The sequence below is a fragment of the Alienimonas chondri genome (genome assembly GCF_013036045.1).
In the GTDB taxonomy this organism is placed as follows: Bacteria; Planctomycetota; Planctomycetia; order Planctomycetales; family Planctomycetaceae; genus Alienimonas; species Alienimonas chondri.
Map to the genome: position 1 here is coordinate 1 of NZ_WTPX01000052.1, position 15064 is coordinate 15064.

14 protein-coding genes and 1 tRNA gene are annotated in these 15064 nt (G+C 68.7%); 9 read left to right on the forward strand and 6 right to left on the reverse strand.

The features are described from left to right. Together LzC2_RS09600 and LzC2_RS09605 are read right to left on the reverse strand one after the other, a co-directional pair. A partial coding sequence (locus tag LzC2_RS09600) for a PspA/IM30 family protein (RefSeq protein ID WP_171186266.1) occupies window positions 1-438 on the reverse strand: 438 nt, incomplete at its 3' end. Window positions 439-564: 126 nt separating this feature from the next. Then, window positions 565-1140, reverse strand: a complete 576-nt coding sequence (locus LzC2_RS09605; protein WP_171186268.1) for an RNA polymerase sigma factor — start codon at window positions 1138-1140, stop codon at window positions 565-567. Between the two features lie 186 nt (window positions 1141-1326). Here LzC2_RS09605 and LzC2_RS09610 point away from each other — a divergent pair, with 186 nt between their 5' ends. The 7 genes from LzC2_RS09610 to LzC2_RS09640 all read left to right on the forward strand — a co-directional run bounded on the left by LzC2_RS09610 (window position 1327) and on the right by LzC2_RS09640 (window position 10622). Next, entirely contained in the window at window positions 1327-2520 is a 1194-nt protein-coding gene (locus LzC2_RS09610) for a lactate racemase domain-containing protein (RefSeq protein WP_171186271.1), read from the forward strand. 109 nt (window positions 2521-2629) lie between these two features. Further along, window positions 2630-4135: a Gfo/Idh/MocA family protein gene (locus LzC2_RS09615; RefSeq protein WP_171186273.1), complete on the forward strand. Its 1506-nt coding sequence runs from the start codon at window positions 2630-2632 to the stop codon at window positions 4133-4135. 78 nt (window positions 4136-4213) lie between these two features. Continuing rightward, complete coding sequence (locus tag LzC2_RS09620) at window positions 4214-5089, forward strand: DUF1573 domain-containing protein (protein WP_171186275.1); 876 nt, start codon at window positions 4214-4216, stop codon at window positions 5087-5089. 100 nt (window positions 5090-5189) lie between these two features. Next, window positions 5190-5903 (forward strand): hypothetical protein, encoded by a 714-nt coding sequence (locus tag LzC2_RS09625; RefSeq protein ID WP_171186277.1) that lies wholly within the window; start codon window positions 5190-5192, stop codon window positions 5901-5903. Between the two features lie 200 nt (window positions 5904-6103). Further along, window positions 6104-7552 carry a sigma-54-dependent transcriptional regulator gene (locus LzC2_RS09630; protein ID WP_171186279.1) on the forward strand — a complete coding sequence of 483 codons (1449 nt, stop codon included), beginning with the start codon at window positions 6104-6106 and terminating at the stop codon, window positions 7550-7552. 113 nt (window positions 7553-7665) lie between these two features. Further along, window positions 7666-8445, forward strand: a complete 780-nt coding sequence (locus LzC2_RS09635; RefSeq protein ID WP_171186281.1) for an ABC transporter ATP-binding protein — start codon at window positions 7666-7668, stop codon at window positions 8443-8445. Continuing rightward, the gene (locus tag LzC2_RS09640; RefSeq protein WP_171186284.1) at window positions 8442-10622 is read left to right on the forward strand and encodes an ABC transporter permease subunit/CPBP intramembrane protease; all 2181 of its coding nucleotides are present in this window, start codon (window positions 8442-8444) and stop codon (window positions 10620-10622) included. The genes LzC2_RS09635 and LzC2_RS09640 overlap by 4 nt, the downstream gene beginning before the upstream one ends. Before the next feature lie 13 nt (window positions 10623-10635). On the opposite strand, the gene LzC2_RS09645 is transcribed toward LzC2_RS09640, so the two are convergent. After that, window positions 10636-10953: a hypothetical protein gene (locus tag LzC2_RS09645; RefSeq protein ID WP_246254901.1), complete on the reverse strand. Its 318-nt coding sequence runs from the start codon at window positions 10951-10953 to the stop codon at window positions 10636-10638. Between the two features lie 186 nt (window positions 10954-11139). Between LzC2_RS09645 and LzC2_RS09650 the strand changes: the two genes are divergently transcribed. After that, window positions 11140-11466: a hypothetical protein gene (locus LzC2_RS09650; RefSeq protein ID WP_171186285.1), complete on the forward strand. Its 327-nt coding sequence runs from the start codon at window positions 11140-11142 to the stop codon at window positions 11464-11466. Between the two features lie 6 nt (window positions 11467-11472). Here LzC2_RS09650 and LzC2_RS09655 read toward each other — a convergent pair whose 3' ends face one another. The 3 genes from LzC2_RS09655 to LzC2_RS09665 form a co-directional block, all read right to left on the reverse strand. Beyond that, entirely contained in the window at window positions 11473-11922 is a 450-nt protein-coding gene (locus LzC2_RS09655) for a PGPGW domain-containing protein (protein ID WP_206678645.1), read from the reverse strand. A gap of 5 nt (window positions 11923-11927) precedes the next feature. Beyond that, on the reverse strand, window positions 11928-12938 hold the full coding sequence (locus tag LzC2_RS09660; RefSeq protein WP_171186287.1) for a YegS/Rv2252/BmrU family lipid kinase: 1011 nt from the start codon (window positions 12936-12938) through the stop codon (window positions 11928-11930). Between the two features lie 29 nt (window positions 12939-12967). Beyond that, a tRNA-Leu gene (locus tag LzC2_RS09665) sits at window positions 12968-13049 on the reverse strand. 548 nt (window positions 13050-13597) lie between these two features. Here LzC2_RS09665 and LzC2_RS09670 point away from each other — a divergent pair. Beyond that, window positions 13598-14974 carry a beta-ketoacyl-[acyl-carrier-protein] synthase family protein gene (locus LzC2_RS09670; protein ID WP_171186320.1) on the forward strand — a complete coding sequence of 459 codons (1377 nt, stop codon included), beginning with the start codon at window positions 13598-13600 and terminating at the stop codon, window positions 14972-14974. Window positions 14975-15064: the final 90 nt, after the last annotated feature.

Below are 15064 nucleotides of genomic sequence, written 5' to 3' on the forward strand. Positions count from 1 at the left end.
CGCCAAACGAAAACGGGCGGCGAGCGCCGCCCGTTTTCGTTTGGCGTCGTTCAATCGCGCCTCCAACGCCCGAGCCGTCGTTTGCAGATGGCGGTGCAATTCCGAGGCGCTGCCCAACTCCTGCTCCAGCCCCGCGATCACGTCCGCCGCTTCCCGCCGGCGCATCAGCGCGACGCGGGCCTCGGCCTCGCGGCCGGCGGAGAGTTCCCGCTTCGCCTCGGCCTGCCAGCGCTCGGCTTCGGCCCGCTGTTCTTCGATCTCCCGCGTGAGGCGTCCCACCGTGCCCGCGGCGGTCGCCACGCTGCGGGCGGCGCCGGCCCGGCCCAGCTCCATCTCCGCGATGATTTCGGCCAACGCGGCTGCGGGATCGTCGGTCTCCGCCAGCAGGTCGGAGAGCGAACAGGTGACGATGTCCGTCAGGCGGCTGAAAAAGGGCATCTATGGATCTCCGTGTGGTAGGACATACTAACCCGAAGCGTCAGCGAGGGACGCGACGCAGCCGCAAAGGCGTTCAGCGGGCGAGGCCCGAATCCCTCGCTGACGCTTCGGGCTGGCGATTCATCGCTAACTCTCATCCGCGGCGAACGGATCACGGATGCCGCGATCGGCCAGCTTCGCCCGCAGTTTCTCGCGGGCCAACCGCAATCGACTTTTGGCGGTGGAGGTGCTCACGCTCATCGCCTGCCCCACCTCCGGCAGCGGCACGTGGGCGAAGTGATGCAGCGTGAAGGTCTCCCGCTGATCGTCCGGCAGTTCCGCCAAGAGTTCGTCGACCAACTCGGCGAACAGGCGACGTTCCGCGATGTCGTCGGGCGAATCGCCGTCGCCGGCGATCCGATCCAGCGGGGATCCCTCGCCGTCCGCGTCGACCCGCACGCTGCGGACCAGTGCATCCCGCCGCGATCGTCGGGCGGCGTCGATCATCAGATTCCGCCCGATGCGGTACAGCCAGCCGCGGAAGCGGCCGGTGGGCAGGTAGTCCCAGTTCTTCCGGTACACCTTCAGCAGCGTGTCCTGCGTGAGGTCTTCGGCGAGCGGCCGGCTGCGGGTGTTCTTCAGGAAGAACCCGAACAGCGGCCCGCTATGTCGGCTGACGAGTTCGTCGAACGCCGCCCGGTCCCCGCCCTGCAGGCGGATCATCAGGGAGTCGTCCTCATCGAACTCTTCCGGCGGATCGGGCGCGGCGCCTCCCCCGGCGTCGCGACTCTCAATCGAGGAGACGGCCGCGGCGACCGGCTCCTCGATCGGGGGTTCGGCGGCGGCGGCCTCTACGATAGCCGCCCTGCGCCGTTCGTTCCCTGCTCCCGTCCCCGGTTCGCCCCGCTCGTGCCCGAAGCCCCCGCCGCCGCCGAACTGACCTTTGCGGCCGGCGCCGACGGCGCCTTCCCCCTCGCGACCGGCGCCTCGCTGACGGTTTGCCGCCCCGGTCCGACCTCGGTCGCCGATCCGGTCGCCGCCGTCCAAGACGCGCTCGCGAACCCGATCGAGTTCCCGCAGCTCTCCCGCTCGGTCATCCCGGACGATCACGTCACGCTCGCTCTGTCCGCGGACCTCACCGACCCCGCGGCGGTCGTCGGCGGGGTGTGGGCGGAGTTGGCGAAGGCCGGCGTCGACCCGGTCCGGCTGGCCCTGATCCGCGGCGGACTGCCCCGCGCCGCAGCGAGCACAGCGACCTTCACCCGGCACGATCCGGAGGAGGAGGACGCCTGCGGCTATCTCGCCAGCACCGCGGCCGGCGACCGCGTCTACCTCGCCCGGCCGGTGCTGGAAGCCGACGTGGTCGTCGCCTGCGGGGCGTTGCGGTTCGATCCGCTGTTGGGCGTCGCGGGAACGAACAGCGTGTTCATCCCCGGCTTGTCGGACGAAGAAGCCGTGCTGAAGTCCCGCGGTCAGGGACACGCGGAACTGCGTCCCGAGGACGAACGCCCCCTCCGTCAGCTGGCCGACGAGGCCGGTTGGTTACTCGGCACGCAGTTCTCCGTGCAGACGATCCCGGCCGCCGACGGCGGCACCGCGGCCGTGGTGGCCGGCGGCAGCGATTCGGTTCTCCGCCGCGGTCGTACGACGCTGAACGATCTGTGGCGGGTGACCGCGCCGATCCGCAGCGAGGTCGTCGTCGTCGCCGTGGCGCCGGGCGCGGCGGACAAATGGGAGGCGACGGCCCGAGCGTTGGACGCGGCCCGCCGGCTGGTCGAACGCGGAGGGAAGATCGTCGTGCTCTCGGATCTCGCCGGCTCGCCGCCGCCGGGACTGGCGGAGTTGGCCAAAGCGGACGAACCGGCCGACGTGCTGAGGAGCCTGCGGCAGTTCCGACCGACGGACCTGCTCGCCGCGACGGCGTGGGCGAACGCGGCGGATCGCGCGCGGATCTATCTACTCAGCGGCCTGAGCGACGAACTGGCAGAAGACCTGTTCGCCGTGCCGCTGTCCGAACCGGGCGAGGCGGCCCGCTTGGCGACCGCGGCCGATACCCTCGCCGCCGTCGGCGGGGCGCAGTTCGCCTGGTGCGAAACGGTTTAACCGTTGCGGCGACGGGACTCCGCGGGGCATCGCGACGGCGGGGCATTGATCGGGGTTCGCTGATCCCGGTACGCTGGTGCGTTCCCGTACTCGCCCCCGGACACCTTCAATGCCGCTGCCGCACGCTTCCCGTCGGTCCTTCTTGCAGACGGCCTCCGTCGCCGCCGCCGCGGCATCGGTCGCCCCCTATACCGCCTTCGGCGCCGCCCGCGCCGGCAAAGGACCGAACGAAACGATTCGCGTCGCCGTGCTGGGTCTGCGGAACCGCGGCTCGGGCTCGCACATCGCCAACTACCTGAAGATCAACGAGCAGGGCGGGAACGTTGAGGTCGCCGCGGTCGTCGATCCGGACGCCGAACTGCTGGCCAAGCTGGGCGTGGAGAAGGTCGAATCCAAGACCGGCAAGAAGCCGGACGCCTACGCGGATTATCGCAAGCTATTGGAGGACGACAGCATCGACGTCGTCTCCGTCGCCAGCCCGAACCACTGGCACGCCCTGCAAAGCGTGCACGCCATTCAGGCGGGCAAGGACGTGTACGTCGAGAAACCGGTCTCGCATAACGTGATTGAGGGCCGCCGCATCGTGCAGGCCGCCCGCAAGCACAACCGGCTTTGCCAGTACGGCGCCCAGTGCCGGACGATGCAGGGCACCCGGGAGATGGTCGAAGCCGTCCTCGCCGGGGAGATCGGCGAGGTGAAGCTCGCCCGCGGCCTCTGCTACAAGCGCCGCAAGGACATCGGCAAGCAAGATTCGCCGCTGCAGTTCCCTTCGCAGCTCGACCGCAACCTGTGGGTCGGCCCGGCCGCGGACGAGCCGATCTATCGGCCCGAACGCAGCAGCGCCGGGATCTACAACCCGCACTACGACTGGCACTGGGACTTCAACACCGGCAACGGCGACCTGGGCAACCAAGGCATCCATCAGATGGACGTGGCCCGCTGGGGCCTGGGCGTCGACGGGCTGGGCGATTCGGTCAGCTCCTACGGCGGTCGGCTCGGTTATGAAGACGCCGGGAACACGCCGAACACGCAGGTCTCCGTCCATCAATACGGCGACAAGCGGATTATCTTCGAGACCCGCGGCCTGGAGATCCACGGCCCGGACGGCCAGAAGCGGGGCAACCGCATCGGCGTCGTCTTCTACGGCACCGAGGGCACCGCGATTCAGTGGGGCTACAACTCCAGCTCGATCCTGGACCCGGACGGCAAGCTCGTTCGCAACATCAAGGGCGGGTCCGATCAGGACCACTACGAAAACTTCCTGAACGCCGTACGCTCCGGCGATCGGTCGACGCTGTCCGCGGACATCGAGGACGGCCACCTCTCCAGCGCCCTGTGCCACCTCGGCAACATCTCCTACCTGATGGGGAACAAGGCGCCGCTGGAAGAGATCGCCGCCGCGCAGGGCGACGCGACCGAACGCGAAACGCTGAAGGACACCGTTCAGCACCTGGAGTACAACAACGTCGACCTGTCCGCGACGCCGTTGACGCTCGGCCCGACGCTCTCGCTGGCCGGCGAGAACTTCACCGGCGATCGGGCGGACGAGGCGAACGGGATGTTGATTCGCGAGTACCGCGAGCCGTTCGTCCTGCCGACCGAAGCGGAACTGTAGGGGCGAACGGTCGCACTTCGCGGCCGACGCATTTGCTGCTACCACCCCGGTCGGTCAATCCACCGTCCGGGGTTTTTCGTGCCGTCCGCAGTCCTCTCCGCCCGCCTCCGTCGCTTTGCGCCGCTGCTGGCCGCGGCTCCGCTCTGTCTGGCGTGCGTCGCCGCCGGTCTGCCCGGTTCGCCCCGGGATGCCGTCTCGCACGATCGCTCACCGCTCGGGACGAGCGGCCATGTCGCCGCGAACCCCGCGGTGCCCGGCGGACGCCACATCCACGCCCCGTTCCGGCTGACGAACACCGGCGACGAACCGCTGACGGTGACCGCCGTCCAACCGGACTGCGGTTGCCTCACCCCGCTGCTCAACCGCGACCTGTTCGACCCCGCCGATCCGACGGTGATCGAACCGGGCGGGTTCGCCGAACTGATCGTCCGGGCGGATACCGCCCGCGAGGCGGAGGGCCCGCACGAACATGAAGTGAAGGTCGTTTGCACCGACCCGGCGGGAGCCGCCGTGGAGCAGACCGTCAAGTTGCGTTACGGCGTCGGCCCGCATGAGATTCGCATCGAACCGCCCGCGGTGATGATTTATCAGCGGGAGGGCCAAACCACGACGGCGACCGTGACGGTCACCGACCGCCGCACGGCGCCGCTGAAGATCCTCGGGGCAAACAGCCCGACCGACCGGGTGGGAGTCACGCCGCTCGATCCCGTCGCCCGGGAAGACGGCGGCTGGGACTTCCCGTTCGAAGTGACGGTGGTCGGCTGCGAAGACGGCGGAAACGAAGTCGCCGTCGCGGTCGAAGTGGATGACCCGAACGGGCGCTATCGGCTGCTCAAGCTGCCCGTGACGGTCCAGTCGCCCGACCGATTGCTGAACACGGCGATGAAACGTATCTCGGACGCCGAATCGCGGGAGTCTGCGGGAGACACCGATGGCGAGCGCGCCTCCCGCTGACTCCCCGCCGACTCGTTCGCCGTGGCCGAATCGTTGGCGACGTCGGGGCGCGGGATGGGCGTCGCTGCTTCGCGTCCCGGTCTGCCCGCTTGGGCGATTCGTGGAAGGGCGGGCGCAGCGCCTCAATGATCCGGCGTTTCAGCAGGCCGGGCTGACGCTGATCCTGCCGGGCATTCAGAGCCGCAGCTTCGCGGAGGCCGACTTGGCTCTCGGTTTGGCGGACGGCGGACTGACCGGCCGTATTGAAGTGCTCGACTGGACTACTGGTTGGTTCTTCCGGGCCGTTCGGCACCTGTGGGACGTCGAGATGCATGAAGCAGGAGGCGCCGAAGCGGCGAGGCGTATTGTGGATCACCGCGAGCGGTTCCCGGCGGCGCCCGTTTCAATCGTGGGCTACAGCGGCGGGGCCTCCGTCGCGCTGCATGCCCTACGGCGGCTGCCGGCGGGGGTGACGGCGACGCGAACCGTGCTGCTCAGTCCCGCCTGCTCGCCGACCGTGGACGCCGCGGCGCTCGAGGTGCGCTGTGACGAGGGCATCGATTCGTTCTGCAGTCGGCTGGATTGGCCGATTCTGGTCCTCCTCATGACCGCCCTCGGCACGACCGACCGCCTTCGCCGCCCGGCCGCCGGTTGGGCGGGGTTCGAGCGGACGGACCCCGCCGACGACCGGTTCCGCGAATACCGCTGGCGGCCGGCGTGGGTTCGCGATTTTCATTACGGCGGCCACTTCGGAGCCGTGAATCGCGTCTTCGCCGCGGAGCGATTGGCGCCGCTGCTGATGGAGCGTCAGCGAGGGGGGACGTCTGCCGCGTAGGGGTTCCGGGGTTCGCCGGCGCGGGGCATGGGGTGTTCCCCGAGCAAATCCTCGGGGCGAACATTGCAAAACCTTCAAAACCGGTCTTCCCGGCGCGCGAAGGTTCAGCTACCGTTCGCCCGTCAGCCGCGGCGTCGCTCTCCACGACCCCTCCCAGGCTGATCTCCGATGCAATCACCGTGCCAGGCAAGGATGCCGCTATGTCGAACAACGCCCCCGCTCCGCTGCGCGTGCTCTGCGTGGACGACGAACCGGGCATCCGGTTTGTGTACGAGAACGAGGTCCCGCTGATCGCCGAGGGGGACGTGACGGTCGTGGAAGACGGCGTGAAGGCGATCGCCGCGCTGGACGCCGCCGTCGCCGAGGGCAAGCCTTTCGACGCAGCCCTAATCGACCTCCGCATGCCCGGCGGCGTGGACGGCTGGGGCGTCGCGGATCACCTGAACAACGTCTCGCCGAACACGAAGTTCTGCATCTGCACCGGCCACGGCGATCTGCCGGAAGCGAAGCGGGCCCTCGAATACGGCGCCCTGCGATTTCTCGAAAAGCCGCTCCAGATGCCGGAGCTGGGCGAAGCGTTCGCCCATATCCGTGAACTGAAGGCGCTCGAACAGTGGCCGGAAGAGGATCGCCCGAAGCCGGTCAAGCTGAAGACGGACGACCGCGAGTTCATCGGCTCGACGCCGGCAATGCTCGCGCTGAAGAAGAAGATCGCCAAGTTCGCCCCGACCGACGCCAGCGTGCTGATCCTGGGCGAAACCGGGACCGGAAAAGAGGTCGTCGCCAAGGCGATTCATGCCAGCAGTAAGCGGGCCGGCGGGCCGTTCGTCGCGGTGAACTGCGGCGCCCTGCCGGAGCACCTCGTCGAAAGCGAATTTTTCGGCCACCGCAAAGGCGCCTTCACCGGCGCCGATCAGCCCCGCAAGGGTCTGTTCGAAGCGGCCAACGGCGGCACGCTGTTCCTGGACGAATTGGGCGAACTGCCCAAGCCGATGCAGGTCAAGCTGCTGCGTTTCCTCGAAAGCAGCGAGATCCGCCGCGTCGGGGAGAACGAGACCTTCACCGTCGACGTGCGGATCGTCTGTGCGACGAACAAGGATCTCAACGAGATGTCCCGCGACGGGGACTTCCGCGAAGACCTCATCTACCGCGTCAACACCTTCGAGCTGGATCTCCCGCCGCTGCGGGAACGGGCCGAGGATATCCCGGCACTGTGCTCGTTCCTGCTCTCCCGACTGGCGGGTAAGAAGGTGGGCGAAGAGGCCGTCGGCCCGCGGGCGATGGAACTGCTGAGGTCGCACGACTGGTCCGGCAACGTCCGCGAGTTGGCGAACGCCCTGGAACACGCCTCGATCCTCGCCGAGGGTCAGATTCAGCCGGAAGACCTCCCCACGCAGGTCACCCGCCGCAGCGTCGCCGGCAACGTCGGCCTGAAACTGGCCCACATGGACGACGACGATCGCTCCGTCGCCGCCCCCACCTACGGCGACGTCCCCAAGACGCTGCGGGAGATCGAGCAGGAAGTGATCCTGCACACGCTCGACAGGCACGACGGCGACAAGCCGGCGACCGCCAAGGAGTTGGGCATCGCCTTGAAGACGCTCTACAACAAACTGAACGCCTACGAGGCCCAACGCGCCGCGGCGTAAGCGACGTAGCAACGCTCAGGACACCGCCGGCGTCCCGGACGCTCCCCGCGTCCGGGACGCTTCGCATACACTCCGAGCGTTCGTCCCCGCTCCCGCCCCGACGCCGCCTGCTGATGATCGAACTCCGCGACTTGAAGCGGAGCTTCGGCCAGGGCGCCACCGCGGTGCACGCAGTGCGCGGTCTCTCCCTGCGGGTGGAACCGGGCGAGGTTTACGGGCTGATGGGACCGAACGGCGCCGGCAAGACGACGGCGCTGCGGATGGTGCTGGGACTGCTTCGACCGACCAGCGGGGACGCCGTAATCGACGGCGTCAGCGTCACCGACGATCCCGACGGCGTGAAGCGGCGGATCGGCTTGGTGAGCGCCAGCGCGGGGTTGTACCCGTGGCTGACCCCGCGGGAGACGCTGCGATTCTTTGCGGATCTGTACGGCGTGCCGAGTCAGGAAGCCGCCCAACGAGCCGCGCACCTCGCGGAGCGCTTCGGCCTGACGGAGTTTCTCGATCGAAGGTGCGCCGGCCTCTCCACCGGCCAAACGCAGCGGGTCAATCTCGCCCGGGCGGTCATGCACCAGCCGCCGGCGATGCTGTTGGACGAACCGACCCGCGGGCTGGACGTCGTGGGCTCTCAGCGGGTGTTCGAGTTCGTCCGCGATCTTCGGGAGCAGCAGCGGGCCGTGATTCTCTGCACCCATCGCCTGGCGGAAGCGGAGCGGTTCTGCGACCGCTTCGGCCTGCTGCATCACGGCACGCTCCGGCACGAGGGTACGCTGGACGAACTGCAGGCGGCGACCGGGCGAGAGACGTTGACGGAGATGTTCGTGGACCTGCTCAGTGAAGAGGAGGGCCTCGCCGAAGCCCCGACCGCCACCCGTTTGCAGGCGATTCCTTGAGAGGCGCCGGCGCCCCCAATCCGCTGCCGCGGATCGCATTGAAAGAGTTGCGGGAGAGCCTCCGGGATCGTCGCACGACGATCACGCTGGTGCTCATGCCGCTGCTGGTCTACCCGCTGCTGGGCGTGCTGTTTCGGAACGTGCTGATCGCCACCAATCCGGCGGAAGCCGGGCCGGTGCCGGTGGTGTTCGAGTCCGAAGCGGACGCCACGGCGTTCAAAAATGTCTTCCAAAGGGGAACGTCCCTCCTGGAGCAAGCCGGTGAGCTGAACCCGGAAGGGGAGCGGCTCGAACTGTCGATGTCCATGCCGGAGCTTCCGGGCGATACGCTTGAGAAGGTGGTCGAGGAGGGCCGGGCGGAGTTGGGCGTCCAGGTCTCCGACGACCCTGCTGAGCCTCGGTTCACCCTGCTGACGCGGTTCGGATCGCCGCTGTCGGTGCAGACCGGAAATCGAATCGCCGCCCGGTTGGATGCGGTGAACGAGGAGGCGCTGCGAACGCGGCTCCAAGAGGCGGGCTTGGGCGAGGAAGTCCCCGCAGGGTTCGTCACGGAGTCCATCAAACCGAAGGGCGGCGGGGCGATCAGTCTCGCCACGGTCGTGCCGCTCATCCTGCTGTTGATGACCGCGACCGGCGCCGTCTACCCGGCGATCGACAGCACCGCGGGGGAGCGGGAACGCGGGACGCTCGAAACGCTGGTCGCCGCGCCGGTCAGTCGTTTGCAGGTGCTGCTGGGCAAGTTCGTGGCCGTCTGGGCGGTCGCGGTGCTGACGGCCGCGGCGAACCTGATCGCGATGACGGCGACGGTCTACGCGGTGGGTCTGGACCGGGAACTGTTCGGCGACGCCGTCCCCTGGTGGAGCCTGCCGGCGACCGCGGGATTGCTGGTGCTGACGGCCGGCTTCTTCGCCGCGGTGCTGCTGGCCGTCACCAGCGCGGCCCGCAGCTTCAAGGAGGCTCAGGCGTACCTCATCCCGCTGATGCTGTGCTGCCTGGCGCCGGGCGGGTTGGCCCTCACCCCGTCGATCGAACTGGATCTCGCTTGGGCCGCGGCGCCGTTGATCAATCTGGTGCTGCTCGCCCGGGAGGTGCTGGGCGGCACGGTCGAACTGCTGCCCGCGTTGGCGGCGGTGCTGGCGACCGTCTGCTACGCCGGTCTGGCCCTCAGCATCGCCGCCCGGATCTTCGGAACGGACGCCATCCTCTACGGCGGGCCGGGCGGGTGGAGCGAGTTCCTCAAACCGCCGTCGCGCCCCACCGGCGTACCGCCGCTCGGAGCGATCGTGCTGGGCACGCTGGCCTGCGTCGCCGCGTTCCTGGTGCTGGGCGGCGTGCCGGCGAAGCTCGCCGGCCTGACCGATGTGGAGAGCCTCGCGGACGTCGATCTACCGACGTTGCTGGTCGCGAACGCGGCGGTTTCCGTACTGGTGTTCATCGGCCTGCCGTGGGCGATCACGAAGTGGGCCGGGGGGGTCCCGCGGATCACGTTCGCCCTCCGCCCGCCGACGTTCGTGGGGGCGCTCGGCGGGCTGCTGCTCGGGCTGGGCGCGTGGGCGGGGGTGTTTGAACTGCTGCTGGCCCTCGGCGCCGCCGATCGAATCGGCGAAGCCGGCCGGTTGGCGGAGTTCGGCGAGCAAATCCAGAACCTGCCGTTGCCGCTGGTGCTGGCCTGCGTGGCGATCGCCCCGGCGGTGTGCGAGGAGGTCGCCTTTCGAGGCTTCGTGCTGACCGGGCTGAAGGTTCCTTTCGGCGCGGTCTGGGCGATCGTCGCCAGCGCCGTCACCTTCGGGTTCTTCCATGTCGTGAAGGATCTGGGGATGTTCGACCGGTTGATCGGCACGACGCTTCTCGGGCTGCTGCTGGGCTGGGTGCGCGTGCGAACCGACAGCCTGTGGCCCGGCATGCTGCTGCACGCGGTCAGCAACGGCGCCCTGCTGACGATCGCCAGCTACAAGGAGCAACTCGGCGAGCGATTCGACATCGAGGTCACGGAAGGCGCCCACCTTCCCGCCCCGGTCCTGCTTGCGGCTCTGGGGTGCGTTGCCGTCGGGGCGGCGTGCGTTTGGTTCGGCGGACGGCACGTTGCTGCGGTGCGCTCGGTGAACACGCCCTTCGGCGAGCCGGGGGGTTCATCCCCCCGGACCGGGAACGAGGAGACGCGTGGTCCGGCGGAGTAAGCTTATCGGCTTGCTAGTCCAGCCCCACGTCGCTGTTCGGGATCGAACGAATGTCCGTCGGCTTCGTTTCCCGCTGCCAATGCTGGCGGTCGGTGGTCAGCACGCCGGTGCGGACGGCGCAATTTAAACAGAGCTTCGATTCGCCGTTGTCGAGGTACACCTCGCCGCCGGTCAGCAGGTGGTAGAAGTCCTCGCCGGGCATCTTCGCGTGGCAGTACAGCTTGGCGAAGTCTCGTTTGACGACCGCTTTCCAGCTCTGCATCTCCTTGACGTAGAGCCGGCCGTCGAGATGAAACGACGGCGGGCCGGGCGGGTCGGCGGAGTCGGACATGAGCGAATCCTAACCGCTCGGAGCGATCGGGGGCGGTCCTGACGGCGGCGCGGGTTCACGGCGTCCTGCCGCTTCCCCGATCGTGCCGCGAACGCCGGCCCCGGGGAGGGCGCCGATCCTGCCGCGAACGCGGCTCCCCGGCGGCTGGCCCCACCGACAGCGACTCGCCGGCCGATGCGGGCGTTCGTGCCCGACGCCCCCGCCACCGCCGCTCCCGCTCCGCCCAAGGCCGCCCCGCATCACGCGGCCCCGAAAACGCTGGAGCAACTGCACGCCTATGTGCACGAAACGCTCTGTGCCCGGGAAAACTTGCTGACGGCACAGTTTCGCACCGTGGCGGCTCCGTTGAGCCGAGCCGGCAAGCCGTGCGGCTGTCAGTACACACTGCTCGGCCCGCGGAGCGTGCGGCTGACGGCCGTCTGGGACGCCGTCCGCAACTGCCTGTTTCTGTTCGATGCGACCGGCGCCCGCATCGAGAAGCGGATGCTTCCGCAACGCATTCGCGTCGCCTGAACGGTTTCAGTCGACCCGCAGCGGTTCCGCTCCCCGCCGCCGACGCAGAGAGTTCAGGGTTCGGAGCACCACCGGCCGACGCACGACGGCCCGCTCGAACCGGCGTTTGCCGGGCATATCGGTGAGGATCACGCCGGCGAGGATCGTCAGCACCCCCTGCCCCGGCAGCACGAGCATCGCGACGCCGGCGAGAACCAGGGTCACGCCGGCGAGGTTCTTCGCGATCCGGCCGCTCCAGACGACGGTCGGAGACAGCGGCCGTCCCGTCCGGGGCGACCGGGTGACGGGCCGATGCGGCCCGACGAAATAGTCCGCGGGAATCCCGGCCACGAGCCAGGGCAGCGCGAGCAGTCCCCCGAAGAACCCGACCGCGCTGAGCGCCGCCACGTACGACAACGCCGTCGCATTTCGATCGGCGAACGCCATCACGGCGTCCCACAGGTCGCCGGGAGACAACGCCGTCAGCCCCGTTCGGCGCCGATGCCCAACAGGCTCCTCTCTTCCCGCTCCGACGGGGCGCTCAGCAACGGGGAAGTCGCCGGCAGCAGCACGCGGATCGCGTTCCGCAGCACGTCGAATTTCAGCGTACGATCCGTGAGCGGTTCGCCGTCCAGATTCACCTGAATCGGGGCGTCCGCCTCGATCGTGATGTTCTCCGCTCGACCGATGGTCAGCAGTTTCGGATCGCGCCCCTCGGCCACGGCGGCGAGGTCGTCGTACAACGCTTTGTATTCCGAAACGCCGACCTCCGGGACGATCGTCACTTCCAGCTTACCGTCGTCGATACGGGCGTGGGGGGTGACGGCGATCCCGCCGCCGGCGTAGCGGCCGTTTCCGACCACCACGGCGAGCACCCGCCCGCGCCAACGATCGCCGTCGGCGGTCACGGTGACCTCCGTTCCCACGGTGTCGGACAGGTTTTTCAGCCCCGTCCACCAGTAGGCCATTCCGCCGAGCAGCTTCTTGACCATCGGATCGGCCTCGGTCGTCACCCGGGCCGCGTAGCCGGCGCTGGCGGCGTTGATGAACGGCCGCCCGTTCAAACGGCCGACGTCGGCGAAGTGACAGGTGAGATCCGGGATCTGCAACAGGCAGCGGGGGGGATCATCAACCGGCAGGCCCGCGGCCGTCGCGAAATCGTTCGCGGTGCCGTACGGGACCACGCCGAGGATCGGGCCGCCGGCGTCCGATTCGCATTCTCCGCCGCACTCGACCAGGGCGGCGGCGACCTCGTTGATCGTCCCGTCGCCCCCGGCGGCGACGATCACCGCGTTGTCCAGATCCGCGTCGCCGCGGCGCTTCGCATGGATCTCGGCGACGTCCCGCGCGTGACGGGCGGGGTCGCCGTCCTCCCAACAGGCGCGGACATCGACCTGAAAGCCGGAGTCCCGCAGGCTGCCGACAGCTTCGCGGAGGCGTTCGTCGACAGCCGCCCGACCGTTCAAAATCAGCGTAATCGGACCGACGGGCACGGGGGTTGCCGGGAAGGTGAACGGTGAAATGGGGCTGACAGGACTCGAACCTGCACCTCGTGAGAGACCGGAACCTAAATCCGGCGCGTCTGCCAGTTCCGCCACAGCCCCCGGCGACCGGCAGTCTACACCCTTGACGGCCGTCCATCCAGATTCCTGACGCGGTGGACCGAGCAGTCCCCTTATCGGGAAATCTCGGAAAGCGACCTTGTTTCGGTCTTCGTGACAACAGGTAGCTTGACGATGCCGGGCCTTGGGCGTCGAATACGGTTGGTCAGGCTGCGCAAGCTTGGGATTCTATCCGCCCGCCGTGGGACGCGAGCGAACCGAATCTCGAGACTGCTCAGACGTACTGCCGTTACGCACTTCGACTCCGATTCGCTCGGACGTCGTCGAGAGCCGCCGGTCAGCGGAACTCGATGTCGCCCCGAACTCTTCGGAGGTGAGGCTCGTGCGGTTGTGACGTCTCAGACCGATCCGTTCTTCGGGTCGGCGCTGGAAACGTCATGCCGCGCTCGCTTCGCGACCGATGTGCGTATCGAGCGCTCCTGCTGAATCCCGCCTTCGCGCGGCGCCCGTCGACGGTCTACACCGTCGCGTGCTCCCGCATCTTCGGTATTCGGCTGCGGGCGCGGTCCGTCACCGGCGAGCGGGACATCATGTCCATCCCCCCTACATCGCATTCCCATTCCCCCCGCCGTTCGCGGCGGCGTCCACGCCCGGTCGCACAGACCCGGCGTGCGGACGGGACCCCGCGTATCGTGATCTCCGGCGTGGGCGTCGTGTCGCCGGTCGGTATCGGACGGACGGCGTTTTGGAACGGCCTGTGCGGCGGGCTGGGCGGCATTCACGCCGTCTCGCGGTTGGCCGACATGAGCGACGACGACTTCGGGGCGCATGGCCGGTTGGTCGCGGAGGTCTCGGACTTCGATCCGAACGTGCATCTGGTCAACCACCGGAAGCACTTCAAAACGATGAGCCGCGACGTCCAACTGGGCGTCGCCGCGGCGGATCTGGCCACGGAGGACGCCCTGCTGTCGCACGGATCCATCGATCCGGAGCGCGTCGGCGTGGTCTTCGGCGCCGGTCGCATTGCCCCGGGCCCGCTGGCCCTCGTGGAGGGCGCCGCGGCCTGTATGAAGAAGGACGGAACGTTTGACCCGGATCGTTGGGGCGAGTTGGGCCTGCCGAGCGTGCCGCCGCTGTGGCTGCTTCGCCAACTGCCGAACATGCCGGCTTGTCACGTCTCCATCGCGCTTGATGCCCGCGGACCGAACAACACGCTGACCTGTCAGGACGCCAGCGCGATCCTCGCGTTGGACGAAGCCGCCCGCACGATCGCCCGCGGCGCCGCGGACGTGATGATCGCCGGCGCCGCGTCCAGCAACACGGACGCCCTCGACCTCGCCCGGATGCGCTCCGCCGGGGAGCTGTCCGCTCAAACGAACGACCCGGAGCACGCGCTCCGCCCGTTCGACGCCCGTCGCGACGGTACCGTCGCCGGCGAAGGCTCGGCCGTGTTCGTGCTGGAGCGGTACGATCATGCGGTTCGTCGCGGGGCGGACATCTATTGCGAACTGTTGGGCACCGGGTCCGCCAGTAACGGCATCCGCAGCGATCAGGGGACGGGCATCGCCAACGCGATGAAGTTCGCGCTGAACCGCGGCGGCATCTCCTCGATCGCCGGCATCGGGCACATCAACGCCCACGGCAAGAGCACGAAGTGGGACGACCTGGTCGAAAGCCGGGCGTATCACACGCTGTTCGGCGCCGACCTCGCCGGCGTTCCGGTCACGGCGTTGAAGAGCCACTTCGGGCACACGGACGCCGGCAGCGGCGCCCTGGAATTGGCCGGCAGCGTGCTCGCTTTGCGGAACCGCCAATTACCGATGACGCTCGGCTTTGAAACGCCGGATCCGCTGTGCGGGATCGACGTCGTGCATGAAGGCCCGCTGTCGCTGAAGGGCACGTCGGCCGTCAGCGTGAACAGCACCAAGACCGGCCAGGCCGCCGCCGCGGTGTTGCAGGCGGTCTGACCGCTCAGTCGCAGTCGCGAGCCGGGGGGTTCATCCCCCCGGACCGGTGAGCGCAGCGAACCGAGCGAGACGCCCGATCACCGAACGTCC

Coding starts and splice junctions, on each gene's coding strand:
- LzC2_RS09605 (WP_171186268.1), bottom strand. CDS start 1,140: ATGATCCGCCTGCAGGGCGGGGACCGGGCGGCGTTCGACGAACTCGTC.
- LzC2_RS09615 (WP_171186273.1), top strand. CDS start 2,630: ATGCCGCTGCCGCACGCTTCCCGTCGGTCCTTCTTGCAGACGGCCTCC.
- LzC2_RS09630 (WP_171186279.1), top strand. CDS start 6,104: ATGTCGAACAACGCCCCCGCTCCGCTGCGCGTGCTCTGCGTGGACGAC.
- LzC2_RS09635 (WP_171186281.1), top strand. CDS start 7,666: ATGATCGAACTCCGCGACTTGAAGCGGAGCTTCGGCCAGGGCGCCACC.
- LzC2_RS09645 (WP_246254901.1), bottom strand. CDS start 10,953: ATGTCCGACTCCGCCGACCCGCCCGGCCCGCCGTCGTTTCATCTCGAC.
- LzC2_RS09670 (WP_171186320.1), top strand. CDS start 13,598: ATGTCCATCCCCCCTACATCGCATTCCCATTCCCCCCGCCGTTCGCGG.